Annotated in this window: 18 protein-coding genes and 1 pseudogene; 9 read left to right on the top strand and 10 right to left on the bottom strand. The window is 69.6% G+C overall.

Features of this window, described 5'->3' with window-relative positions; genetic code table 11:
* The gene (locus ACFYWS_RS00095) at positions 1-1,470 is read left to right on the top strand and encodes a purine-cytosine permease family protein (protein ID WP_389267763.1); all 1,470 of its coding nucleotides are present in this window, start codon (positions 1-3) and stop codon (positions 1,468-1,470) included.
* Here ACFYWS_RS00095 and ACFYWS_RS00090 read toward each other — a convergent pair.
* The 3 genes from ACFYWS_RS00090 to ACFYWS_RS00080 are packed head-to-tail and all read right to left on the bottom strand — an operon-like array spanning position 1,410 to position 6,339.
* Entirely contained in the window at positions 1,410-3,539 is a 2,130-nt protein-coding gene (locus ACFYWS_RS00090) for an acetate--CoA ligase family protein (RefSeq protein WP_389267761.1), read from the bottom strand. The two genes, ACFYWS_RS00095 and ACFYWS_RS00090, sit on opposite strands and share 61 nt — an antisense overlap.
* Positions 3,536-4,702, bottom strand: a complete 1,167-nt coding sequence (locus ACFYWS_RS00085) for an acyl-CoA dehydrogenase family protein (protein ID WP_389267759.1) — start codon at positions 4,700-4,702, stop codon at positions 3,536-3,538. The genes ACFYWS_RS00090 and ACFYWS_RS00085 overlap by 4 nt, the downstream gene beginning before the upstream one ends.
* Before the next feature lie 56 nt (positions 4,703-4,758).
* Positions 4,759-6,339: an APC family permease gene (locus ACFYWS_RS00080; RefSeq protein ID WP_389267757.1), complete on the bottom strand. Its 1,581-nt coding sequence runs from the start codon at positions 6,337-6,339 to the stop codon at positions 4,759-4,761.
* Positions 6,340-6,484: 145 nt separating this feature from the next.
* On the opposite strand from ACFYWS_RS00080, the gene ACFYWS_RS00075 reads away from it, so the two are divergent.
* The 4 genes from ACFYWS_RS00075 to ACFYWS_RS00060 all read left to right on the top strand — a co-directional run bounded on the left by ACFYWS_RS00075 (position 6,485) and on the right by ACFYWS_RS00060 (position 10,630).
* Positions 6,485-7,876, top strand: a complete 1,392-nt coding sequence (locus tag ACFYWS_RS00075; RefSeq protein ID WP_389267755.1) for a flavin monoamine oxidase family protein — start codon at positions 6,485-6,487, stop codon at positions 7,874-7,876.
* 6 nt (positions 7,877-7,882) lie between these two features.
* Complete coding sequence (locus tag ACFYWS_RS00070; RefSeq protein WP_389267753.1) at positions 7,883-8,761, top strand: TetR family transcriptional regulator C-terminal domain-containing protein; 879 nt, start codon at positions 7,883-7,885, stop codon at positions 8,759-8,761.
* A gap of 152 nt (positions 8,762-8,913) precedes the next feature.
* Positions 8,914-10,266: a cation:dicarboxylate symporter family transporter gene (locus ACFYWS_RS00065; protein WP_389267752.1), complete on the top strand. Its 1,353-nt coding sequence runs from the start codon at positions 8,914-8,916 to the stop codon at positions 10,264-10,266.
* A gap of 163 nt (positions 10,267-10,429) precedes the next feature.
* On the top strand, positions 10,430-10,630 hold the full coding sequence (locus ACFYWS_RS00060) for a hypothetical protein (protein WP_389267750.1): 201 nt from the start codon (positions 10,430-10,432) through the stop codon (positions 10,628-10,630).
* 85 nt (positions 10,631-10,715) lie between these two features.
* On the opposite strand, the gene ACFYWS_RS00055 is transcribed toward ACFYWS_RS00060, so the two are convergent.
* The 4 genes from ACFYWS_RS00055 to ACFYWS_RS00040 form a co-directional block, all read right to left on the bottom strand.
* Positions 10,716-13,778 carry an alpha-mannosidase gene (locus tag ACFYWS_RS00055; RefSeq protein WP_389267748.1) on the bottom strand — a complete coding sequence of 1,021 codons (3,063 nt, stop codon included), beginning with the start codon at positions 13,776-13,778 and terminating at the stop codon, positions 10,716-10,718.
* Positions 13,779-13,856: 78 nt separating this feature from the next.
* Positions 13,857-14,765 carry a carbohydrate ABC transporter permease gene (locus ACFYWS_RS00050; protein ID WP_389267746.1) on the bottom strand — a complete coding sequence of 303 codons (909 nt, stop codon included), beginning with the start codon at positions 14,763-14,765 and terminating at the stop codon, positions 13,857-13,859.
* Positions 14,765-15,691 carry a carbohydrate ABC transporter permease gene (locus ACFYWS_RS00045; RefSeq protein WP_389267744.1) on the bottom strand — a complete coding sequence of 309 codons (927 nt, stop codon included), beginning with the start codon at positions 15,689-15,691 and terminating at the stop codon, positions 14,765-14,767. The genes ACFYWS_RS00050 and ACFYWS_RS00045 overlap by 1 nt, the downstream gene beginning before the upstream one ends.
* Positions 15,688-17,064 (bottom strand): extracellular solute-binding protein, encoded by a 1,377-nt coding sequence (locus ACFYWS_RS00040; protein WP_389267742.1) that lies wholly within the window; start codon positions 17,062-17,064, stop codon positions 15,688-15,690. The genes ACFYWS_RS00045 and ACFYWS_RS00040 overlap by 4 nt, the downstream gene beginning before the upstream one ends.
* Positions 17,065-17,341: 277 nt before the next feature.
* Here ACFYWS_RS00040 and ACFYWS_RS00035 point away from each other — a divergent pair, with 277 nt between their 5' ends.
* Positions 17,342-18,583 (top strand): ROK family protein, encoded by a 1,242-nt coding sequence (locus tag ACFYWS_RS00035; RefSeq protein WP_389267740.1) that lies wholly within the window; start codon positions 17,342-17,344, stop codon positions 18,581-18,583.
* Between the two features lie 197 nt (positions 18,584-18,780).
* On the opposite strand, the gene ACFYWS_RS00030 is transcribed toward ACFYWS_RS00035, so the two are convergent.
* The 3 genes from ACFYWS_RS00030 to ACFYWS_RS00020 all read right to left on the bottom strand — a co-directional run bounded on the left by ACFYWS_RS00030 (position 18,781) and on the right by ACFYWS_RS00020 (position 21,610).
* Complete coding sequence (locus tag ACFYWS_RS00030; RefSeq protein WP_389267738.1) at positions 18,781-19,251, bottom strand: DUF3291 domain-containing protein; 471 nt, start codon at positions 19,249-19,251, stop codon at positions 18,781-18,783.
* A gap of 77 nt (positions 19,252-19,328) precedes the next feature.
* Positions 19,329-19,964 (bottom strand): helix-turn-helix transcriptional regulator, encoded by a 636-nt coding sequence (locus ACFYWS_RS00025; RefSeq protein ID WP_389267736.1) that lies wholly within the window; start codon positions 19,962-19,964, stop codon positions 19,329-19,331.
* Positions 19,965-20,026: 62 nt separating this feature from the next.
* Entirely contained in the window at positions 20,027-21,610 is a 1,584-nt protein-coding gene (locus tag ACFYWS_RS00020; RefSeq protein ID WP_389267734.1) for a serine/threonine-protein kinase, read from the bottom strand.
* 568 nt (positions 21,611-22,178) lie between these two features.
* Between ACFYWS_RS00020 and ACFYWS_RS00015 the strand changes: the two genes are divergently transcribed.
* The 3 genes and pseudogenes from ACFYWS_RS00015 to ACFYWS_RS00005 all read left to right on the top strand — a co-directional run.
* Positions 22,179-23,957 (top strand): stealth family protein, encoded by a 1,779-nt coding sequence (locus tag ACFYWS_RS00015; protein ID WP_389267732.1) that lies wholly within the window; start codon positions 22,179-22,181, stop codon positions 23,955-23,957.
* A gap of 158 nt (positions 23,958-24,115) precedes the next feature.
* Positions 24,116-25,027 carry an FkbM family methyltransferase gene (locus ACFYWS_RS00010; protein WP_389267730.1) on the top strand — a complete coding sequence of 304 codons (912 nt, stop codon included), beginning with the start codon at positions 24,116-24,118 and terminating at the stop codon, positions 25,025-25,027.
* A 220-nt stretch (positions 25,028-25,247) separates the two neighbouring features.
* A pseudogene (locus ACFYWS_RS00005) lies at positions 25,248-25,340 on the top strand (DNA-binding response regulator); the annotation flags it as partial.

Genomic DNA, 25,340 nt, shown 5'->3' with positions numbered 1-25,340 from the left:
ATGCCGACAGCGGACGGGCAACCATCGGGCGGCCTCGTCGAGTCGCGGTCGATCGACGTCGTGCCGGACGAGGAGCGGCACGGCACCGCGTTCAGCCAGTTCACCCTGTGGGTGGGCGCCAACCTGCAGATCACGGCCGTGGTCACCGGCGCCCTCGCGGTGGTCCTCGGCGCGACCGCCTTCTGGGCGGTCATCGGACTGCTCGTCGGAAACCTGCTCGGCGGCGCGGTCATGGCCCTGCACTCGGCGCAGGGACCGCGGCTCGGACTCCCTCAAATGATCTCCTCGCGGGCCCAGTTCGGAGTGCGTGGCGCCGTCGTGCCGCTCGTCCTGGCCGTCTTCATGTTCATCGGCTGCACCGCGAGCGGCACCGTCCTCGCGGGCGAGGCGGTCGGCGAACTGACCCACCTGGGACCCGTCGCCGGCATCCTCATCTTCACGGCGGTCACCGCGGTGGCGGCCGCCGTCGGCTACCGCCTCATCCACTTCCTGGGCCGCCTCGCCGGAGTGGTGTGCGGTGTCGCGTTCGTCTACCTCGGCGCGCGCCTCCTGAAGCACGACGACATCGGCATGGTCCTCTCCGACCACAGCTTCGCCCTGCCGGCGTTCCTGCTCGCCGTCTCGCTCTCGGCGTCCTGGCAGCTGTCGTTCGGCCCGTACGTCGCCGACTACTCACGCTATCTGCCGCGTGCGACCTCGGCCCGCGCGACGTTCGGCTGGACGCTGGCCGGGACCGCACTCGGCGCCCAGTGGTCGATGGCCTTCGGGGCGCTCGCCGCGGCCGCGGCGGGGGACGCCTTCGTCGGCCACGAGGTGACGTACGTGGTGTCACTCGGCGGGGCGGGCCTGATGGCGGCGGTGCTCTACTTCGTCATCGCGCTGGGCAAGCTGACCGTCACGGTGCTCAACACCTACGGCGCGTTCATGTCGACCGTGACGAGTGTGACCGGGATGCGGCGGCGGGGCGCGGTGCCCCACCGCCTCTCGCCGCGCGGGCGGGTCGGCTACATCGCCGCGATCATCGTGGCGGGCGCCGCGCTCGCCCTCGCGGGCCGGGGCGACTTCCTCAACACGTTCTCGACGTTCCTGCTCATCGTGCTGGCCTTCTTCACCCCGTGGAGCGCGGTGAATCTCGCCGACTACTACCTGGTCGCGAAGGAGCGCTACGACATCCCGGCCCTGAGCGACCCCGACGGCCGCTACGGATCCTGGCGGGCCCCGGCCCTGGTGTCGTACGGCGTGGGCCTGGTGGTCCAACTCCCGTTCATGGCAACGGACCTGTTCACCGGCCCCTTCGTCGCACCGCTGGGCGGCGCCGACATCTCGTGGATCGTGGGTCTGACACTGCCGGGAGTCCTGTACTGGTTCCTGGCCCGCCGCGACCGGCACCGGATCCCGGACCGGATGATCTACCCGGAGGGCGCATCGCCGACGCAGGCGCCCCGGGGAGCGACGGAGGTGCCCGCGTAAGGCCTGTCGTTCGGATCAGGCCGGGCGCCCCCGGCGGCAAGGACGAGCGCGTCCACGGCGAGGGCGCCTCCCGGGGCGAGGCGGACCGGGTTGAGCTCGACCTCGTCGATGTCCTCCCGGCCGGCGATCACCTCGGACACCGCGACGACCACATCCACCAACGCCTCCACGTCGAGAGGGTGGCGGCCGCGCCAGCCGTGCAGCAGCGGAGCCATCCGCAGGCTCCGCACCATGGCGTGCGCGGTGGCCCGCGAACAGGGCGCCAGTTCCAGCGCCAGGTCGCGGGAGAGTTCGGCGCGGACCCCGCCCGCCCCGACCACCACGACCGGACCGAACGACGCGTCCCGACGGGCGGCGACCAGTACCTCGACCGCGTCCGCACGCCGGTCCATCTCCTCGACCACATAGCGATGCGGCCCCAGGCGCTCGACCATGTCCTGGTACGCGGCCCGCAGCGCGCCGGGATCCCAGAGCCCGGTCGCCACACCGCCGTGCTCGCTCTTGTGCTCCAGCCAGTCGGCCTTGAGCACGACGGGGGCCGAGAGAGAGGCCGCCACGGCCACCGGGTCACGGGTTCCGGCCGGAATCTCCACCGCACGCGGGAACGACACACCAGCCTCGCCCAGCAGGCGACGAGCAGCCAGATAGCCCGCACCCACGGGATGCTCATCGGGCGCCGCGTGGTGCGGCGGTGTGCCGCGGACGCGAGGCTGCCAGGTCAGGCGGTGTGCCGTGGCGACGGCCCGCAGTGCCCGCTCCACGTCGGTGAACGTCGGCACGCCATAGCCTTCCAACTCCCGTACCGCTGAGGTGTGTTCGGCCATCGAATGCACGACGACGGGCAACTCCCTGTCCGCCGCGACGCGGCCCAGGGCACGCGCCGCGGCCGACTCGGCCGCCGCTTGCGCGGGGATGTCACGCCCGTAACTGCCGAAGTAGCCGCTGAGCACGACCGTGTCGGCGACGGACGCGGCCGCCAGGCACGCCGGAACCGAGGCGTACGTCGACAGGTCCCGCTCACCCGCACCGTCGAGGTCGACGGGGTTCGCCCGTCCGGCCCGCGGCGGCAGATGGCGTGCGAGGTCCCCCTGTACGGCGGGCGGGAACTCCGCGACGTCCAGGCCGAGCCGCGCGGCGGTGTCCGCGGCCACGGCCCCCTGCCCACCGCTGTCCGCAACGATCGCCACACGCGGCCCGCGGACCGGGGCCGCGCGGAGCACCAGGTGGGCGGTGTCGGCGAGTTGGGCCGGGGTGTCGACGCGGACGGCACCGACCGCACGGCACGCCGCGTCCACGACATCGAGGGCGGAGGTCATGGCCCCGGTGTGCGAGCGGGCCGCCGCACGCGCCGCCGTGCTGGCGCCGACGGTCAGCAGCAGCACCGGTTTGCCGGCCTCGCGCAGCGCGGCGAGGGCGTCGAGGAGCGCCGCGCCGTCGCCGTAACTCTCCAGGTAGAGGCCGACGGCGCGGGTGGCGTCGTGGTCGACGAGGTCGGCGAGCACCTCAGCGGCGCCGACGTCGAGCTGGCTGCCCACGGAGACGAAGCGCGAGACACCTACGCCGCAGGCCGCGGCCAGCTGGGCGATCTCAAGGCCGACCTGGCCGCTCTGCGAGACCACCGCGAGCGAGCCCGCGGTGAACCGGCCCCAGGCCAGCTCCAGTTCGGCCGACGCGTCGTACAGGCCAAGACAGTTCGGGCCCACCAGACGGGAGCCGCCGGCCCTGACGGTCCGGGTGAGTGCGGCCGGGTCCTCGACGCCGGAGGTGACGGCGAGCAGCCCCGGCACCCCGAGGGCGACCGCGTGCCCGACGCCGGTGGCGAGAGCGGCCGCGGGCACCGCGAAGGCGACCAGGTCGGGAACCTCGGGCAGGGCGTCGAGGGCCGGGTGGCTCGGCTGCCCGAGGACGGTCGAGCCCCGGGCGTTGACGAGATGCACCCGGCGCCGATGCCGCCCGGCGAGGGCGCCGCGCGCGAGCCAGTGGCCCCACTTGGCGGGGTTGTCGGTGGCGCCGACCACGGCGACGGAACGCGGGGCGCGGAACACGTCGAGCGTCGGACGGCCCGTCATGATGCCGCGAGCGCACGGGAGATGATGAGTCGCTGGATGTCGGAGGTGCCTTCCTCGATCTCCTCCAGCTTGGCGTCCCGCATCCACTTCTCGGCGAGGAACTCCTGCGAGTAGCCGTTGCCGCCCAGTGTCTGCACGGCGGCCCACGTGGTGAACATGGCGTTCTCCGAGCCGACCAGCTTCGCCGTCGCCGCCTCGGACGTCACCTTGCGGCCCAGGTCGTACAGGCGCGCCGCGCGCATCGTCACCAGGTGTGCGGTGTCCGCTCGGGTCGCCATGTCGGCGAGCCGGAAGGCCACCGACTGATGCTCGATGATCGGCACACCGAACTGCACGCGCTCGCGTGCGTAAGTCACCGCCAGGTCGAGCGCGGCCCGGCACAGTCCGGTACAGGACGCGCCGATCAGGATCCGGGAGGCGTCGAAGGTCCGCATGAGGCCCGTGAAGCCCTGCCCCTCCTCGCCGAGCCGGTCGGCGGCCGGGACCCGTACGCCGTCGAGGAACACCTCGGCGTTGACGATGGCCCGCTGCCCCATCTTGCGCATCGGCTTGCCGACGCTGAGCCCCGGTGTGTCCCGGTCGACGACGAACGCCGTGACACCACGGGAGCGGAGCTCCGGGTCGACCGTCGCGAACACCACGTACCGGCTCGCGTAGGGGGCGTTGGAGATCCACGTCTTCTGCCCGCTGAGCACATAGTGGTCGCCCTCGCGCACCGCGCGCGTACGGATGCCCGCGGCGTCCGAGCCGTGGTCGGGCTCCGTGACGGCGAGCGCCGTCAGTGGCGGGGCCGATGTGGTCAGCGGGCGCAGCCACCGCTCCTTCTGTGCGTCGGTGCCGAGTTCGATGACCGGGTCGGCGAAGAAGCCGTTGGACGTCAGCAGATTGCCGATGCCGATGTCACCTTGGCACAGCTCCTCCTGGACGAGCGCCTGGGTGGCCAGGTCGGTGACACCGCCCCCGCCGTACGCGGCCGGGATCATGAAGTCCGTCAGGCCGGCCGCGGCGGCCTTCTTCCACAGGTCGAGCGGCGACTCGACGGCGGCGTCGTCGACCGCGCGGGCGCGCGGCCTGATCTCGGTGGCGGCGAAATCGCGGGCCAGCCGGACGAACTCCCGTTGTTCTTCGGTCAGTTCCGAGGGGTCGGGTACGGGGAGGGGCATGGTGGGCTCCTCTGGCGACGGTCGGTCGGTGGACGAAGCAGCGGCGGCTCGGGGTGTCACCGCGGGACGGTCTCGTGCGGGGGAGGGGCCGTCGCCGGCTCGTCCCGGCGGGCCGTACGGTCGAAGAATTCCGGGGCCACACGTGCGTAGAGGAGCATCAGCAGCCAGCCCAGGAGGAGCGTGCCGACGCCGATGAGGAAGACGCCGCCGATGTGCCAGTGCGGTGCGAAGGGCAGCGTCCAGGAGGTGTAACTGTTCGCCGGGTCCCAGTCGTTGCGCAGGCTCCACAGTCCGGCGGCGAGCAGCACCAGGCCACCGATCGCGGGCAGTACGATCCGCAGCCACAGATCGCCCGCGCTGCGGCGCCACTGGTCCCGGTAGGCCCACGCCGAGGTCAGGCCGGTGAGCCCGTAGTAGAACGCGATCATCAAGCCGCAGGAGGAGACCGCGTCGCCGATCACCTGGCCGTCGCTCAGGAAGTTCATGACGATGTAGCACACCGCGCCCGCGAGCCCGGTGGCGATGGTGCCGAACTGCGGGATGGCGTACCGCGGATGCACCTTCGCGAGCCCGCGCGGGGCGGCGCCGCGCCGGCCCATCGCCAGCATCGTGCGCCCTAGCGTCAGGACGGTCGTCTCGGTGGAGGCCGCCGCGGACGACAGCACCATCAGGACGAGCAGATGCCACAGGAAGGACCCGAGGCCGCTGTCGCCGAAGACGGCGCGGCCGATGGCGGAGAACACGTCGCCGAAGTTGTCGGGGTTGCCGAGGCCGATCCCCGTCGTGCCGATACCGGCGAACGCCAACGTCGCGATGGTGGCCACCAGATAGAGCCCGAGGAGGGTGAGCGTGGACCAGGCGGCGGCCCGGCCCGGCGTGCGGTGCCGGTCGGTGGTCTCCTCGTTGACGGTGAGCGCCGTCTCCCACCCCCAGTAGATGAACAGCATCAGCACGAGCCCGCTGACGAAGGCGCTCGGCGAGGGGATCTCGAAGGGGTTCAACCACGACAGCTGAGGACGCTGGGCGCCCGGCCCCGCATCCCCTGCGTAGACACGCACGAGCGCGACCACGGAGAGCACGGCCAGCATCCCGAACTCCAGGAACAGCAGGGCGCGTTGGACGGCCGCCGCCACCTCGATGCCGCGATAGCAGATGGCGCTCATCAGGCCGATCCAGCCGAGCCCCACCAGCAGCACCCAGGGGCTCGACGGGTCCGCGCCGATGCCCTCGGCACCGAAGAGAATGAAGACGTACTGGCCCGCGACCTGCGCCAGGCTGGCGAGGACCAGGACGAACGAGGTGATGATGGCCCAGCCGCCCATGAAGCCCACGCGCGGGCCGAGGACCCGGCTCGCCCAGGTGAAGATCGTGCCGCAGTCCGGCTCCTGACGGTTCAACGCCGCGTAGCCGAAGGACACGAACAGGATCGGCACGAAGGCGAGTACGACGATCGACGGCGCCTGGAAGCCGACGAACGCCACGATGAACGCGAGCGTCGCCGCGAGGCTGTATGCGGGGGCGGCCGACGCGACCGACAGGATCAGGCTCGTCGTCATGCCGAGCGCGTTGGCGCGCAGACTCTGCTGGGGTGGTCCGCCGGAAGGCTCGTCGGTGGTGGTGCGTGGGATGTCCGGCACGGTCGAACTCCCTGTCAGAGGTAGGTGAATCGCATCGTTGACGCGATGGTCAATGATGCGCCCGATGCGCGGCATGTCAAGGGTTTCGGGCACCCGTGGTCGCAACGTTGACTGAATGATCAGTGTTGCGACATGCTCTCCTGTCATGTGGGAACAGACCGAAATGAACCTGGTCGAGACCGAGGTCGTCATCGTCGGCGGCGGCTACGCGGGACTCGCCGCCGCACTCCAACTCCACGACCACGGCGTCGACTTCGCACTCCTGGAAGCGGCGGACCGGGTCGGCGGCCGCGTCCTCACCGAGTCCCGGAGCGGCCTGTGTGTCGACCACGGCGGCCAATGGATCGGCCCCACCCAGACCCGGCTGCACACCCTCGCCACCCGCTTCGGCTGCGCCACCTTCCCGACCTGGGAGAGTGGACAGCACATCGAGGTGTGGCACGACGGCGCCACCGTCCCCTACCTCGGGGCGGCCCCCGCCGACGGGCCCGGAATCACCGCGTACACCCACATCACCGAAGCCCTCGACGCGCTCGCCCGGACCGTCCACACCACCGAACCGTGGCGTACCCCCGGCTTCGCCGAATGGGACGCGCAGACCGCACAGTCCTACTTCCTGGCGCACACGGACGACCCGGACGCGCTGCGCCGACTCGCGCTCGCCGTCCAAGGTGTGTGGTGCGCGGAGCCGTACGAGATCTCGCTGTTCCATGTGCTCTTCTACGTCGCCGCGGCCGGCGGCTGGGAGCAGCTCATGGAGACCGGCGGCTGCGCCCAGGACAGCCGCTTCGTCACCGGCGCCGCGGGACCGGCCCGCGCGGTCGCCGAACTGCTCGGCGACCGGATCCGCCTCGGCGCCGCGGCACGCCGCGTCGAGCACGACTCCGGCGGCGTACGCGTCCACACCGGCGACACCGTGTACGAGGCCCGCAGGGCGGTCGTCGCGCTCCCGCCGCCCGCGGTCCGCGCCCTGTCCTTCGCCCCGGCCCTGCCGGTCAGCAGGGAGGGCTGGCTCTCGCACAGCCCGATGGGGCGCGTCGCGAAGGTCCACGCGGTGTACGACACACCGTTCTGGCGCGAGGCGGGCCTCTCCGGCATCGCCACGCTCTACGACGACGGGCCGCTCGGCGTCGTCTTCGACAACTCACCCGAGGACGCCGCCCATGGTGTGCTCGTCGGCTTCGTCTACGGAGACCGCCTCACCGACTGGAGCCGCCTCGACGACACCGGCCGCCGCGAGGCCGCCCTCGCGAGCCTCGCCCGTGTCGTCGGCGACGCGGCGGCCCGCCCCCTCGACTACACCGAGAAGAACTGGTCCCAAGACCCGTACGCACGCGGCGGATACGAGGCCTACGTGACCCCCGGCGGGTGGACCGGCTACGCACGTGACGGCTGGCGCGCACCCACCGGGACGCTGCACTGGGCCGGCACGGAGACGGCTAGCGTGTGGAACGGCTACATCGACGGCGCCCTCTCCTCCGGGGTTCGGGCGGCCGACGAAGTCATCACGTCACTCCCGGCGCAGGCGGAAGGCTGAACCAGCATGGGCCCCGACAGCGAGGGCGAGGAGACGCTCGTCGAGCGGGCCCGCCAGGTGGTCCTCTGTGCACCCATGAGCCAGCGGGAGTTCGCCGACCGCGTCGGCATGGACCCCACCGCCCTCTCCAAGGCCCTGCGCGGCAACCGCCGCCTGCGGGACGTCGAGATCGCCGCCATCGCCCAGATCGGCAGGGTCTCGCAGCGCTATCTGCGGACCGGCGCCGGCCGGCCACCCGCGCCCCGGAACGGCGCGAACGGTACGCAGGGCACCCGCAGGCGCGCCGACGCCGTGGACGCTGAACTCCGCCGCACACAGATCCTGGAGGCCACGGCGCGGCTCATCGCCCGCCGCGGCTTCCACAAGGTGCGCGTCGCGGACATCGCCGAGGCCTGCGGCACCAGCACCGGCACCGTGCACTACCACTTCCCGACGAAGGACGACGCCCTGCGCGCCGCGCTCGTCTTCTACGCGGACCGCTTCCACACCCGCCTGGAAGCCGAGTTCGCGACCGCCGGCAGCACCGTGGAGAAGCTGCGCCGCCTGATCGAGGTACAGCTGACGACGACCGACGAGGACGCCGACGAGTGGTCGGTGTGGGTGCAGTCGTGGAACGAGGCGATCCTCGACCCGAGCCTGCGGGACGGCCAGCGCGGTGTCTACGCCCGCTGGCGCGGCGTCGTCCTGGACCTGGTGCGCACCTGCCAGCGCGAGGGCATGGCCGAAGGCGTCGACGCGGCGGCCCTCGCCGCCCGCTTCACGGGCCTCGTCGACGGCCTGGCCATCCAAGTCCTGGCAGGAACGGGCGACATGGACGCGACGCGGATGCGGGAACTGCTCCTGGACGCGTTCGAGCCGTACATCAGCCTGCGAAAGGGCAGTTGAGCCCGCGATTCGCACGCGGGTTCGGGAGCAATCTACAAGATCTACAACAGGCCGATCCGGGGTCTTCCGCGTCGGTGGGGCGTCAACGATAGTGATGCATCGCGGAATTGATCTTCCGCAATGCAGAATATCCGCCCATGTAGGAGTGCCCCATGGCGCACGCCAACGGAAACATCGCACACCGCGCAGGCCGTCTCCTGCGCACCAGCCTCTTCGCTCAAGTCCTGCTCGCCCTGCTGCTCGGCGCCCTCGTGGGACGCCTGTGGCCGGACATCGGATCGACCCTGCAGCCCCTCGGGGACGGCTTCGTCCGGCTCATCAAATCGATGATCGCCCCCCTGGTGTTCTGCGTCGTCGTCGCGGGCATCACCAAGGCCGGTGACCTGAAGGCCTTCGGCCGCATCGGCGTGAAGGCGCTGATCTGGTTCGAGGTCGCCACCACCGTCGCCCTCGTCATCGGCCTGCTCGCCGGCAACATACTGGCGCCCGGAGCCGGCATGAACGTCGACCCGGCCACCCTCGACAAGGGCGCGGTCGACGAGCAGACTGGCGGCGGGCATCTCCCGTCCACCACCCAGTTCGTCCTGGAGTCCCTGCCGGACAGCGCCGTCGGCGCCTTCGCCGAGAACGCCCTGCTCCAAGTCCTCGTCCTGGCCTGCCTCGTGGGCGCCGCCCTGCTCCACCTCGGCCAGAGCAAGGTCCCGCAGATCCTGCCGTTCATCGAGCAGGCCCAGGACGTCGTGTTCACCATCGTCGGCTACATCATGAAGCTCGCCCCGCTCGCGGTCTTCGGAGCCACCGCCCACCTCGTCGCCGAATACGGCGTGGGCGCGATGTCGACGTACGGAAAGCTGATCGCCGTCTGCTACGGCGTCGCCCTGCTCTTCCTCCTGCTGCTCGGCCTCGCACTCAAGGCGGTCACCGGCCTGAGCCTGTGGAAGTTCGTCCGCTACACCCGCGAGGAACTCCTGCTCGCACTCGGCACCGGCTCCAGCGAGACCGTGATGCCACGGATGATGCAGAAGCTGCGCGCGGCCGGCTGCCGGGACGACGCGGTCGGGCTCGTCCTGCCCACCGGCTACTCCTTCAACCTCGACGGCGCCTCCATCTATCTCTCCATCGGCACCCTCTTCATCGCCCAGGCCGTCGGCGTGGACCTGACGCTCGGTCAACAAGTGACCGTCGTCCTTGTGTTGATGCTGACCAGCAAGGGCATGGCGGGCGTACCCGGTTCCGCGTTCCTCGCGCTGTCCGCGACCGCCTCAGCCCTTGGCGTCATCCCCGCCGCCGCGGTGGCGCTGCTGCTCGGCGTCGACCGGATCATGGACTCGATGCGCGTCGCCACCAACCTCCTCGGCAACTGCGTCGCGGTGTTCGCCGTGTCCCGCTGGGAGGGCGCCCTGGACCGGGTCACCGCGAAGCGGGTGATGAACGGCGAGGAACCGGCGGCGGCGCCGGTCCCGGTGGTCACGACCAAGGACGTGGCGCCCGCCAAGGACAGCTGACGCGCAGGCGTCTTCACGGACCGAACCCCGGCTCACCCTGAAATCGCCCAGATCGCGATATCGGCGGCAATCCCTTGCGTTACGGAATCATCACATCATCGCGGCCATGGAGGTCCCTGTGCGGGGCAGGCGAAAAGTGAGAGTCGAGGAAAGGAAGCCACCGATGCTGATCGTGGCTCTTTTGCTCCTGCCGGCCATGGGACTCCTCTTGATCGGCATGGACCGCATAGAAGACCGCATGGGCGGATCGTCCCGCCCGGGATCCGGACACCATCGACCGAGTCATCTGCGCCTCGTCCACGGCGACGAGCAGAGCGGCAGAGAAGCGAGCACCACCAGAAAGGCCGGCCGCGAGGCCGCGTGACGGGCACGAACCTCCCGGCCCTCCACTGCTCGGTGCCGGGGCCCCGCGCACACCACGCGGGACCCCGACACACCATGCCGCCGACTCAGTCCCGTACGGCCGCCAACCGCACCGTCAGGATCTGGAACGGCCGCAGCCGCAGCCGCACCCCGTCGTCCGTCGCCTCACACGCGGCCTCGTCGGCGGCGCGCGGGCGTTCCAGCAGGTCCGTGGCCGTCGCCGACGCGAGGCGGAAGCCGGGGGAGAGGAGCGCGGTGGCGCGGGCGCCCCGGGACTCGTACAGGCGCACCACGACGTCGCCCGAGCGGTCGTCGGCGAGCTTGACCGCCTCGACCACCACAGCGGGGTTGTCGACGACCACCAACGGTGCCACCTCCGCCGAACCGGACACCGTCCGCTCGGGCAGATTGAGGTGGTACCCCTCACGGACCGCGTCGTCGACGTCCGCCCCGATCAGCAGGGCATAGCGCAACCGGTGCGTGCCCTGGTCGGTGTCCGGGTCGGGGAAGCGCGGCGCGCGGGCCAGGGACAACCGGACCGTCGTCGTGGTGCCACCGTCCTCGCGCACATCACGCGTGACGTCGTGCCCGTACGTCGAGTCGTTGACCAGCGCCGCACCCCAGCCCCGCTCACCGACATGCAGGAAACGGTGCGCGCACACCTCGAACTTGGCGGCGTCCCAGCTCGTGTTGGTGTGCGTGGGCCGCTCGACATGCCCGAAGGGCACCTGCGCCGTGGAGTGCCCGGCCCGCACGTCCAGCGGGAACGCCACCTTGAGCAGCTTCTCCGTCTCGTGCCAGTCCAGGACCGTGGCGACATCCAGGCGACGGGCGCCCGGCGCGAGCGCCAGGGTCTGCTCGACGTGCGAGTCACCAAAGGCACGCACGACACGGACACCACCGTCCACGACGGTCACCGACTCCACCGCCGTCAGGTCCGTGACGGTGTTGCGGTAGAAGGCGTCCAGGTCCCAGGCGTCCCACTGGTTCGGGAAGTCCTGATGCAGCTGGAGCAGGTTCGCCACCGCCCCCGGCGGCAGCGCCTCCCGCTCACCCTCGATGTCGTACGCCGATGTGACCAGGCCCCGCTCGTCGATCACGACGCGGACCAGGCCGTTGTCCAGGACGTACCCGCCGTCCCGCGGCTGCGCCTCCACCGTGACCGCCACCGGCTCGCGACGCACCGTCGTACCCAGGCCGGCAGCGCCCGCGCGGGCATGCGGAGCGGCGTTGAAAACGACCCGCGAACCGTCCTCGGAGGCAGGACCCGCCAACGCGGACTGCGCCGACGCAATCAACTCACCCAGCTCAGCGGCGACCTGACGGTACGTCTCCTCCGCCTCCCGATGCACCCACGCGATCGACGTACCCGGCAGAATGTCGTGGAACTGGTGCAGCAGCACCGTCTTCCACAACCGGTCGATCGCCTCGTACGGATACGCCGCCCCCGTGCGCAGCGCCGCCGTAGCCGCCCACAACTCGGCCTCCCGCAACAGGTGTTCGCTGCGCCGGTTCCCCTGCTTGGTCGCGATCTGACTGGTCAGCGTGCCCCGGTGGAACTCCAGGTACAACTCGCCCACCCACACCGGCGCGTCCGGGTACTCCTCCAACGCCTTCGCGAAGAAGTCACCCGGCTTCTCGATCTCGACCCGCGCCGAACCCTCCAGATCCGCGAGCCGCTCGGCACGCGCCAGCATCTCGCGGGTGGGGCCACCACCACCGTCGCCGTACCCGAACGGAGCGAGCGAACGATTGGCCGCGCCCTTGTCCTGGAAGTTGCGCACACTGTGCGCCACCTCGGCGCCCGACAGATCACTGTTGTACGTGTCGACCGGCGGGAAGTGGCTGAAGATGCGCGTCCCGTCGATGCCCTCCCACCAGAACGTGTGATGGGGGAACTTGTTCGTCGTGTTCCACGAGATCTTCTGCGTGAGGAACCAGCGCACCCCGGCCAGCTTCATCAGCTGCGGCATCGCACCGTTGTAACCGAAGGTGTCCGGCAGCCACATGTCCTCGGTCTCGACACCGAACTCGTCGAGATAGAACCGCTTACCGTGGATGAACTGACGGGCCAGCGCCTCACCCCCGGTGATGTTCGTGTCCGGCTCCACCCACAGGCTGCCCGTCGGCACGAACTGCCCCGTCTTCGCCTTCTCCTGGGCCCGCTCGTACACCTCGGGACGGTGCTCCTTCAGCCAGGCGAGCTGCTGCGCCTGGGACATCACGAAGCGGAACTCCGGGTGCTCGTCCATCAGTTGGGTGACGTTGGAGACGGTGCGCGCGACCTTGCGCACGGTCTCGCGCAGCGGCCACAGCCACGCCGTGTCGATGTGCGCGTGCCCGATCGCCGAGATGCGGTGCTCGCCGTCCGCGGCCGTCGAGGCGAGCGCGGGGGCGAGGATCGCGCGGGCGGCGGCCGCGGTGCCGCTGATGTCCTGCAGATCCACGGCGTCCAGCGCCGAGGACAGCGCCCGCAGGATCTGCCAGCGGCGCGGCGCCTGCTCGGGCAACTCCCGCATCAGCTGGTCGAGGACCTCCATGTCGTGGACGAGGTCGTACACCTCCGCGTCGAAGACGGCCAGGTCGAGGCGGCGCAGCCGGTAGATCGGCGCACCGCCCGAGGCGCCCTCCTCCTCCAGCCACGGGGCGCGACCGCCGACCGGCGTGATCGCGAAGCTGCGGTCCTCGGGCCCCGAATGCATGACGAGCGGGTTCGCGGCGGCCTCGACGTAACAGACGAACTCCTCACGACCGACGGCCTGTTCGGCCACCGGAAGCCAGGTGTTGCGCGGGTTAAGCGCCTTCACGGCCGTGCCGTCGCTCCGGTACGCCAGGCCCTCGGCGGAGAATCCCGGCTCGGTGGTGCCGAAGCCGAGGTCGACGACGGCCTCCACCCGGCGGCCCGCCCACTCCTCGGGTACGCGGCCACTGACCTTGAACCAGTTGGTGGTCCAGGCGGGGCCCCAGGACGCGCCCACCTCGGTGGGCCGGTAGTCGGCGGCGAGACCCTCGGCCACCGGGACGGGCTCGCCCGGCACCTGCCAGATGCCGACCTCCAGGGGGACGGAGGTGGCGTGGACGGCGGGCCGGATGCGTTCGTCGAGGACGCGCCGGAGGCGGTGCTGGACGATGTCGCGGTCGGAGTGCACAGAACACCTTTCGAAGAACGTTGAACAGGACTGCACGGGAAGGGAGTTGGCGCCTCCCGGGGGGCTCGGGAGGCGGGCTCAGCCCTTGAGCGCGCCACCCAGCGCGAACCCGCCGCCCAGCTTGCGGGTCAGCAGCAGGTACAGCATCACCACGGGCAGCGTGTACACCAGGGAGAACGCGGCCAGTTGCCCGTACTGCGTCTGGTCATGGGCACTGAGGAACGTGAACACACTCACCGACGCCGGCAGCTTCTCCGGCGACAGGAGCAGCACGAACGGAACGAAGAAGTTGCCCCACATGCTGATGAAGGTGAACACGGTGACGACGGTGACACCCGGCCACATCAACGGCAGCACCACGCGGGCAAGCGACTGCATGGCGTTCGCGCCGTCGATCCGCGCGGCCTCCTCCAGGACGATGGGCACCCCGTCCATGAAGTTCTTCATCAGCCAGATCCCGATCGGCAGCGCGGAGGCCGCCAGGAACAGCGTCGTCGCGAACATCGAGTCGATCAGCTCGACCTGTACGAACATGCTGTACACGGGGATCATCACGGCGGTGATCGGCAGCCCGGTGGTGAACAGCACGGTGTACAGGAACGGACGGCGCAGCCGGGAGCGATAGCGCGAGAGCGGGTACGCGGCCAGGATCGACGTGACCACGCACAGCAGGGTCGCCCCTCCGCACAGCAGCAGCCCGTTGAGCAGCGGCCGGTACGTCGTCTCGGCGTTCAGGATCGCGTCGAAGTTGTCCAGCGTCGGGGGCGAGGGCACGCTCAGCTCGAAGCTGGCCGTCGAACTGAACGCCGCGAACACCATCCACACCAGCGGCAGCACGAACAGCAGGCTGATCACCAGCAGGACGACATTGACGGCGACGCGTCCGGGGCGGATCCGGCGGCGAGCCGTGCCCGTCGCGGGAACGGGGCGGGCGCCGCCGTCGGCGCGGCCGGTGTCGGCGGCGGGCAGCAGGTCGGTGGCGGTCATCAGGCGTCCTCCACCTTGAGCAGCTTCAGATACACGACGGAGAACAGCGCGCCCACGACCAGCAGCACCAGCGCGATCGCGGTGCCGTAGCCGATCATGCTGTTCTGGAAGGCCTGCTGGTACATGAACACCGGCAGGGTCTGGCTCTTGTTGCCGGGCCCGCCGCGCGTCATGGCGTAGATCAGCCCGAAGACGGAGAGCGTCTGCAGAGTGATCAGCATCAGGTTGGTCATGATGGTGCGGCGGATGACCGGCAACGTCACGTGCCACAGCCGGTGCCACACACCCGCGCCGTCCATCTCCGCGGCCTCGACCAGCTCGCGCGGCACCTCGTTGAGCGCGGCGGAGTACACCATCATCGAGAACGCGGTGCCGCGCCACACATTGGCGAGGCACACCGCGAGGATCGGCAGGGTGTACAGCCAGTTCTGCTGCGGCAGGCCCAGGAAGCCGAGCACGTTGTTCAGTGAGCCCTGCTTGTAGAAGAACGCGTACATCAGGTACCCGGCGACGACCTCGGGCAGCACCCAGGCGGCGATCACGACACCGTTGGTGAGCGTGCGCAGCGGCTTGGTGGCCTTCTCCGTCATCACCGCGAGGCTCAGGCCGAGGGTGTTCTGCCCGATGACGGCGGAACCCACGACGAACACCAGGGTCAGCCACAGGGCGTTGAGGAAGTTCGGGTCGTTGAGCGCCCGCGTGAAGTTGTCCAGGCCGACGAAGTTCGTCTCGGCCGCACCCGTCAACTGGGCGTCGGTGAAAGCGTCGTAGACGCAGTACAGGATCGGCCCGGCCAGGAACACGGCCAGCAGGACGATCGACGGCAGTAGCGGCATGCCGCGCAGCAGCGATCGACCCGCGGCGCTGCGCCCGGCCGCGCGCCCACCGGGGGCGGTGGAGCCGGCGGTGGCGACGGCGGTCTTCATCGCGAGCCCCGGGTGGTGGCGTCGGGGCCGACGGCCGTGGCCACATCCTGGTCATAGGTCTTGGCGGCCTCGCCCACCGAGGCCTGCTTCGTGGTCACGGACTCCATGGCCTTGGTGACGGCGTTGGAGACCTGCGGGTACTTCGGCAGCGCCGGACGGAAGTGGGTGTACTTCACGAGATCGGTGAAGAACTTGTTGGTCGGCGTCGCGCCCAGGTACTTCGGGTCGGCGGCCACGTCCGTGCGCACGGCGGTCGTGGACTCGATGATGTTCCACTTCACCGAGTTGTCCTTGTTCTTGATCGCCTTGACGAACTGCCAGGCCAGATCGGGGTTCTGGGCCTTCGACGGGATCGACCAGGCCCAGCCGCCCGACATGCTGACCTTGCCGGGCGCCTGGCCGTTCTGGGTCGGCATCGCGGCGGACTTCATCGTCTTCGACCACTCGGGCCACGGGCTCGGACCGGTCTTCAGCCAGCTGTTGGCCATCCACGAACCGTCGATGTTGAGGGCGATCTTGCTCTTCGGCATCAGCTCCGTACCGACCTCGGTGCCCGCGTTGGGCCCGAGCGCGGTGGACTTGTCCAGGCCCAGGTCCTCGTCGTAGACGGTGTGCACGAACTTCAGCGCGTCCTTGAAGCCCTGCGAGCCGACGATCCACTTCTTCTTCTTGGCGTCGTACAGGGAGTCACCGGCGGCATCGGTCCCGTACAGCAGCATCTCGAAGCCCTGCATGGTGGACTGCTCACCGCCGGCCTGGCCGGTGTAGAGGTTCATCGGGATGACACCCGGCAGCTTCTTCTTCAGCGTGCGCGCGGTGTCGAGAAGGTCGTCCCAACTCTTCGGCTGCCAGGGCGTCTTGATGCCCGCCTTCTTCAGCAGCTTCTGGTTGTACCAGATGCCGCGTGTGTCGGTGTCGTCCGGGACGCCGTATGTCTTGCCGTCGGTGGGGGAGGAGACGGCCGCCTTGGCGGCCTTCGCGAACTTGCCCCAGTCCGACCACTTGGACACATAGTCGTCGAGCGGTTTGAGGTAGCCGCTCGCGATGTCGGAGTTGATCAGCGCGGTGTCCTCGTAGACCAGGTCGGGCGCGGTCGAGGGCGAGCGCATCATCAGCTGGATCTTCGTGTAGTAGTCGTTCTCGGAGGCCGTGACCGGAACGATCTCGACCTTCTTGCCCGGGTGGGCCTTCTCGAACGATGTCTTCATCGAGGCGAGGAACTTCTGCTGCTTGTGGTCGTTCTGGTCCAGATGCTGCCAGTAGACGACCTTGATCGAGTCGCCCCCGGCGGAGGATCCGGAACCACCACAAGCGGTTGCGGACAACGTTGTCGCGAGGGTGACCGCGACGGCGGCGAAGAGCTTCTTGCGCAAGGGGTTCCTCCAGGAGGTGGCGGCTCGGCGCCCTCTGTTGGGCGCTCAACTGCAGGCGGTACCAGAGGTGTTGCGGTGCACCGGCCGGATGGCGATGCGGAAGCCACCGGCGATACGGATGTGCTGCGCGTGCTGCGTGATGCGTTGACGATTACCTAAATCCAATGGATGGACTAAGTCAACGGCTGCTGCATAATCTCGACGCCGAAACCCGGTGCGCTGGATACGAGTTGGCGAGACCGCCACGACAGGGGACTTGCCCGAAGGAGGAAACGCCATGGCGCGCAGCGGCACCAACCTGCCCAGGGTCGGCGGCTACAACCAGGCCGTCGTCCTGGCCGCCATCCGCACCAAAGGCCCGGTGAGCCGCGTCGAGTTGGGCCCGCTGACCGGACTCACCAACCAGACGGTGTCGAACGTGGTACGCCGCCTGCTCGACGAGGGCCTGATCGCCGAGTCGGGACACGCACCCTCCAGCGGAGGCAAACGCCGCACCCTGCTCACCCCGCGCGCCGACGGCGCCTACGCCCTCGGAGTGCACCTCGACCCGGACGCCGCCGTGATCGTCCTGGTGGACCTCGCCGGATCGGTACTGCTCAGCCGCCGCTTCGCACTGCCACGCCCCAGCGATCCGACCGAGGTGGTCGACCGGGTGGCACGTGCGGCGCTGCGGCTGCCCGAGCGCGCCGAGATCGACCCGAGCCGGCTGCTGGGTCTGGGCATCGCGGCGCCGGGCCCCATCGACGCGGAAGCGGGCGCGGTCGTGGACCCGCCGAACTTCGACGGCTGGCGGCGCGTGCCACTGCTTCACATGTTCGCTCAGGCCACCGGCATGCCGGTCGCGATGGACAACGACGCGACGGCGGCGGCGATCGGCGAACGCTGGATCGGTGGCGAGCAACGCGCGGACGGCTTCCTGTTCCTGTACATGGGGGCGGGGATCGGCGCGGGGGTCATGCTGGGAAGCCATGTCCTGCGCGGCGATTCGGGCAACGCGGGCGAGATCGGCCACGCTCAGACCGAGCCCGGAGACCGCCGCTGCGACTGCGGAAGCAACGGGTGCGTGGGTCCGTACTGCAACCCCGCCGCCCTGGTCGAGGACCTGTTCACCCGGCACGGCGAGGACGCCGCACGCCGCATCGGACTCAGCGGCACCCCCGACACGGTGCGCGCCGACTGGAAGCTTCTGCGGCGCGCGGTGGCCGCGGGGGACGAAGCGGCCTGCGACGTGGTGCGCCTGGCGGGGCGTCGGATGGGGCAGGCGGTGCGGGGGGCCGTGTCGCTGCTCGACGTGAGCCTGGTAGTGCTCGGCGGCGAGGCGCTCGTCGGCGTGGAGCAGGTGCTGGGCGAGGAGATCGACAAGGCCGTCAATACGACGTCGGTGGCTCGCGCGCTGGGCGGGGTGACGGTGGAACCCAGCCTGATCGGCGAGACGGCCGGGGCGGTGGGCGCCGCCTCCCTCGTCCTGCACGGGCGTTACACGCCGGGGTGGCGGATGCTGACGGAGGTGTCGGGCTGAGGGGTGCACTTGTGGGCGGGGTGGGTCGGCTGGGAAGGATCCGTGTCCGGGAACCGTCCCCAACCCGCGGATGCGGCTCCTCCATGGGCAGCGAGATCGTCAAGAGTCAATTCCCGTGAGCACACGGCCAGTTCGGGATGGCAGGTCAGGGCCGACGGTCGGCGTACGCCCCTCTGGTGTGGCCTTCAGTCCCCGTGTCACCGGCCGGCGGTCGTGGCCGGCTCCGGGTAGGGGGCGCGGAAGGTGAACGCCTCGGGCCCCGGCCCGTGTTCGCGGATCAGCGCCACCCGCTCCATCGCCTCGGCGACGCCCGGACGATGACCGGCCGGCACCCACCACAGGGCCTGGTGTGCCTCGGCCACGCGCTGGAACCACTCACGCCGGCGACTCAGCACACGCAGGTGATCGCTGTGGTACGTGAACGCCCGCAGGGCCTCGACCGACTCCCAGGTCGAGCAGTTGATCAGGATCATGTCGTCGGTGTCATCGGGCCGGAAGCCGGTCGCGTCCTCGCCGGTGTCGTCGACCATGCGCCAGACGAATCCGGGGCTGCCGTCGGCGAGCGCGTTGATCTCGGGAAGCTGTGCGACGAAGTCGGCGAGTTCGGGTCCGGTCAGCGGGGCGACGAGGCGGCCGATGTTGACCTGCGCCAGGTGAAAGCCAGTCATGGGCCCAGCATGGCCGAGCCCACTTCTATAGTCAACGCTCATTTGTTTTAGAAACGACCCCTGGGATCGCCGGTGGATCAGTCGGAACTCCGGGAGAGCGCCACGCAGCATCCCCCCGGGCGCGGATCCATCACCGGCGCCCACTGCGCAGGCGCAAGTCCCTCCAGCAGTGCGAGATTCATCCCGCAGATCAGGGCGGGAAACTCCTCGGCCAGCGCATGGAAGGGGCAGTTGCGAAGGCGCAGCGTCCCCTCGTCCCAGAAGGGCTGATACCCGCGCTCGGCCAGTACGTCGACCACGTCCTCGGCGTCCACGCCCGGCTGCGCCGCCCCCGCGGCCCGCGCCGCCTCCTGCAACTCGCGGTCCAGGCCGGCGTTCTCCACGGTCGAGGCGAGCAGTTGGCCGGCGGAGCCGTAGGACCGGGGAGGCACGGACACGGTGTGCTCACCCTCGGCACGCCGATACACCTTCGCCGGTCGCCCCGCGCCCGGACCGGTGCGCCCGGACAGCCGCCGCGACGACGCGGTCAACAACCCCGCCTCGACCAACTTGTCCAGGTGGAACGCCGCCAGTGACCGGGAGACACCAACCGCCTCCGCGGCCGCGTCACGTCCTACGTCGTCCGGCTGGGCGGCCACGTATCGATAGAGGCGACGGCGTACGGGATCACTCAGTGCGCCCAGGGTTGCGAATGCGGAATCGTCGTTCGTCACACGGCGAGTCTATGACCAATGGGGATATCCGATAGAGCCGCTCGGTCGGGGCAACCGCGCGCTCAACACACCGCGAGCCCCGGCACGGGCTGATCGTTCTCCCCGCCGGTGAGATACACATCGCTGACGAACACACCGGAATTGCCGCTGTCGTCATCGGTCTTCGCCCACCACACGTTCGTCCACTCCCCGTACGTCTCCCGCTGCGTGCGCTTGACCTGGCAGTAGAAGTAGTTGGTGCCCGGCCGGATCGTCCCGACGGGACGATGCCGGGAGTCGTACGAGGTGGCGGAGCGCCACACCCGGCAGTGGGACTTGCCGCCGTCGATGCGCGTGCAGGCGGGGGAGGAGGCGCCGTCCGCCGATTGTGTCGTTGAGGGATCACCGGACGGCGAATCGGACGGCGAACCGGACAGTGAATGCGATGGCGTCGGGGTCGACTTGGTGTCCGATTTAGTGTCCGACTTGGTGTCATCGGCGACGGGCCCCGCCGCACCGCTGCCCCCGTCATCGCCGCCCTGGCTGGTCACGGCGTACGTGGCCGCGCCCCCGACGAGCAGCGCCGCCGCCACGGCGGCGACGACGATGCCGCGCCGGCGCGGGCGGCCGCCCGGCCGAGCGGCGACGGTCTGCGCGCCGACCGGACCGGGAGGCTGCGGGGGAGCGGGCACAGGGGACACGCCCGCGGCGCCGAAGACACCGGGCCGGGACCCCGGCGCCTGCTGCCCTCCCCGCTGCCCTCCTTGCTGATGGCGCAGGCGCACGGTGTCGGGGGACTGGGGTGGCAGTGGCTCGCCCGCGGCCGTGGCCCGCAACAACTGCGCGGCCCGCACGGCGTCGGCCCGCAACGCGGGGTCCTTGTCCAGCAGTTCGGACAACGCGGGCGCCAGCGGCCCGGCATGCCGCGGCTCGGGCAGCGGCTCGGTGACGATGGCGGTGATCGTCGACCAGGTGGAGGTACGCCGGAACGGCGGCGCTCCCTCGACAGCCGCGTACAACGAGGCACCCAGCGCCCACACATCCGCTGCGGGCCCCACCTCACCGCCGCGAGCCTGCTCGGGCGCGAGATAGTCCAGCGAACCAACGAGCTCACCACTACGCGTGATCCTGGTCGCCGCGCCATCACCCGGATCCTGCAACGCCGCGATACCGAAATCGGTGAGCACGACCCGGCCACCGTGCTCGAGCAGGATGTTGCTGGGTTTGACGTCCCGATGCCACACCCCGGCGCGGTGGGCGGCCGCGAGCGCATCCATCACCTGGCCGCCGATCCGCGCCGCCTCGACCGGATCCAGCGGACCACGCCGCTGCAACAACCCCTGAAGCGACTCGCCGTCGACGAACTCCATCACGATCACCGGACGCCCCTCGTGCTCGGCGACGTCGTGCACGGCGACCACCCCGTGATGCCGCACCCGCGCGGCGGCCCGCGCCTCCCGCTGCATCCGCAACCGCTGCTCGCTCGGATCCGGCCCGTCGCCACCGTCGAACGTCCGAAGCTCCTTGACGGCGACCTCGCGCCCCAGCCTCTCGTCGACGGCCCGCCACACCGTGCCCATCCCACCACTCCCGAGCCGCCCGACGACGCGATACCGCCCGCCGATCACCCGCCCGTGCCCCGCGCCGCCAGCACCCTCGTCCCCCATGGCCCGCACCCCACCCGTCTCCTGTCGACCCCTCAGGCCCTACCGGTCCCTCGGGCCTTGACAACCTCGGGACCACCGTAGACACCGAGGGCCCAGATGAGTACACCGGGCCGGGGGCCGTCCGGGGGGATCAGGCAGTGAGGTTTTCTTACTCGTTTCGAGTGTTTCTCATACCTATCGGCGTCGAGATGGCCGCCTGGGCGACCGTTGTTGTTAACGTCACGTCAACTCAAGGGCTTGTCATGTCGCACGGAAGAAGGAAAAGCGAAATGAACATCCTTCATCCATGTCCGACGATTCCTGAGTTGGAATCACTACTTCAAGTCTGCATACGGGCCGACCGGAGCCCGGTCCACCAGCACTGAAACATCGCGACTGAAGGAGATGCCTGTCGAGGCTCTCCCGATGTCGCTTCTCCAAAGTCGTCCGAGGGGGTCGCGATTGCGGCCGGAATCTTCAGGTCCAGGGATGTGCAATGCCAAAAGAAGCCCTGTCGCAGCCCAGCGCACCGTCCAGCGCGGAATTCCGCACCGGACCTCCATCCCGAGCACTACGTGCCTACCGCCGTGTGATTCCGCTGCCCCTGCGTCGCGCGGTGCGAGCCAAAGTCGGGATCGAGGATTGGGAGCGACTGAGACATCAGCTTGAGCGCCCCACCCTCGCAGCGCGAAGCCTCCAGCACCGTCGACTGGCCGCCCGACTCCAACAACAGGGCCTGCTCGGCGACGGCGGCCATGTACCGGTCCGGACGTCGGTCGGCCTACGCATCGCACTGCAACGCCGGGAGATCACCCCGCTGCAGGCACGCGAGTACAACCTGCAAACCGTACTCGGAGCGCTACGGGAGGCAGGGGTAGATCACTTCATGGTGCGCGGCGCGACGGAAACCGCCTCCACCGTGGGGATCTGCACCGAAGACCGGGCGCGTGCCGAACAGGCGCTGTGTGCGCTGGGCAGTCAGACGCCTCTGCAACTCACCTCGACTCGAGGTAGCCAGCGGCAGCAGGTTCAGTCCAGTCAGCCCATCGGTTCCGCGAACGTGTGGCGCCGGCTCGCCACACGGCAAGTGATCCGAGTTTTCTGCTTCTTCGCGGACTCGGCCTCGGCGGAGCTTGTCCTGGGCCCGAAGTTCGGCTGCGATGTCGAGTTCTGGTCCCCCTCCGAAGACGGTACGGAACTGGTGGCGCCGCGGCACAACCTCACCTGCGAGCGGATCAGCCGCTGGGCGCCCGCCGTACAGCGCCCGGGGCGGCACTTCACCCGGCTCGCCTCGGAGGACACACGGCCCGAGCCTGCGGAGGTCCCCACCCGGCGCGAGTTCGCCGAGCCGCTGCCTGATGATGTCCACTTCCCAGTGGACGTCGTCTACACCTGGGTGGACGGCTCGGACCCGCAGTGGCAGCGCAGACGCGCGGCAGCCGTGGGCGAGCCCTACCACCCGGAGGCAGCCAACGCCGCCCGCTACTTCAGTCGCGACGAACTGCGCTACTCCTTGCGTTCCCTGAACCTCTACGCGCCATGGATCCGGAACATCTTCATCGTCACGGACCACCAGGTTCCCAGCTGGCTGAACACTGCACACCCCCAGGTCCATGTCGTCGACCACCGGGAAATCTTTACCGACCCCGAGGCGCTGCCCACATTCAACTCGCACGCCATCGAAAGCCAGTTGCACCACATCGACGGTCTGGCCGAACACTTCCTCTACTTCAACGACGACGTCTTCCTGGGCCGCCCGGCGATCCCACAGGACTTCTTCCTCGCCAACGGTCTCAGCAGGTTTTTCCCCTCCAGGGCGCTGCTACCGCCCGTTGGCAGCACCGGCGCGGACGATGTCCCCGTATCCGCCGCGGGCGTCACCAACCGGCAGTTGCTGGCAGCCATGTTCGGCAGCAGCATCACCCGCAAGATGAAGCACACGCCCTGCGCCCTGAGGCGCAGCGTGCTCGAAGACGTGGAACGGGTCTTCGCGGACGCCCATCGACGCACCGCCGGACATGCCTTCCGTAGCGCCGACGACATCGCCATCACCAACTCGCTGCACCACTACTACGCCTTCCACACCGGCCGGGCCGTGCCGGGAACCATCCGCTACGACTACGTGGACATCTCCCAGCCACGCATCGAATCCCGGCTACGACGCCTGCTGAACCGCTCTCACCTCGTCTTCTGTCTCAACGACACCACCACCTGTGACGGCGAGGAGCACGCGAGTACCGCTGTCGTGCAGCAGTTCCTGGACAGCTACTACCCCGCGGCCAGCCCCTACGAGCGTCCGTCTCCCGTCCTGCGCACGACTGACAGATCAGCCGCGCGGGCGGCCGACGTCACGCGTTCGACGTCCTGAGCCTCGAGCAGACCGCCAGTCCACCTTCGGCCTCCTGCAAGAGGAGGCGGGCTCCATCACTAGAAAAAGGACGATGTCCGATGCCGCTCGTAGTCACTCTCCCGCGTAATAGGTCAGCTCTCGCCCAGGTCGGCTCATACCCCAGCGCGTTGAATTTCATGAATCGCAAGCAGACGGCTGTGCAGCGGCAGTTGCGGCGGTCCGGACTGGCGGGATACGAGCCACTGACCCAGGCGACATTGATGGCGGTGGCCCATCAGGCTCCGGAGGGGAGCGCGGTTCTTGACGTCGGTGCGCACATCGGTCTCTATTCCGCGCTCATCGATGCCGTATACGGGCGTCGGTTGTCGGTTCATGCGTTTGAGCCTGCACCGGAGACATCGGCCATCTGCGCGGACATCCGGGACGCCAACGGCCTGGGATTCGAGCTCGTACGCTCAGCGGTGTCCGAAACTCCGGGCAGCGCGGAGCTGTACCTGTCGTTGAAGGCGGAATCCTCACATTCCCTGAACGCGGGTCACCGACGGCACACGGAATCGGTGACTGTCCCTGTCACCACGCTGGATGGTTTCACGCAAGCGCGCCCTGACCTCCGCCCGCATCTGATCAAGATCGACGTGGAGACGCTGGAGGGGCAGGTGCTGGCCGGGGGGCTGGGGACGCTACGTCTGCACCGCCCGTGGATCGTCCTGGAGATCCTTCCCAGCTCCGACCACGAGTCGCTGGCCCGGAGCCTGGAGGCGATCACCGAACTCGGGTACGGGCTCCACCCGATCCAGGCGGAGAGCCCGTGGACGGGACGTTCCGCGGACAACTATCACACCCATGTGAGCAGTAATGGGCGTGACTGGCTGCTGGCCCCTGAGCCGCTCAGTTACGAATTCCACCACGCGATGCGCACCTGGCTGAGGGCGATCCTGGAGTGCGATGAGCGCACCAATCTGGAGCTGCCGGGGGGAACCGCTTTCCCTGAGGGGTGGAACGCCCCCTATTCCCTGCCGACGGCGCCCCGAAAGCGTTCTTTCAAGAGCCTGGTGCGCGGTCAGCGATGGCCCGTGCCTGCATCCTGACATCCCGCCCGACCCGGAAAAGGGAGCACTGAATGCCCCAGCTCCTGCGAAGAGTTGTGTGCTGCTGACAGCTCTCGGCGCCCGTCGCACGGCCGGGCCACACGTGCATGAGCGACCGTCCCGGCGGCCCGAGGGGCACCTGTCACAACAGGCGGACCCGCTGCCGGCCGCTCTCCTCGCCGCACCGGGGATCGTTTCCGTACATGCTGAGGGCGGCCTCCAGGCGTTGCGTTCGGGTGCGTGTGGGTATGTTTTGAAGTCGGTGGCTGATCGGGATTTGGTGGCGGCGTGTCGGGGGGCGGTGTGTGATGAG

This window comes from Streptomyces sp. NPDC002795 (assembly GCF_042888725.1).
Taxonomy (GTDB): Bacteria; Actinomycetota; Actinomycetes; order Streptomycetales; family Streptomycetaceae; genus Streptomyces.
The sequence above is the reverse complement of the archived record's forward strand: the minus strand, read 5'-3'. Positions and strand labels throughout refer to the sequence as shown.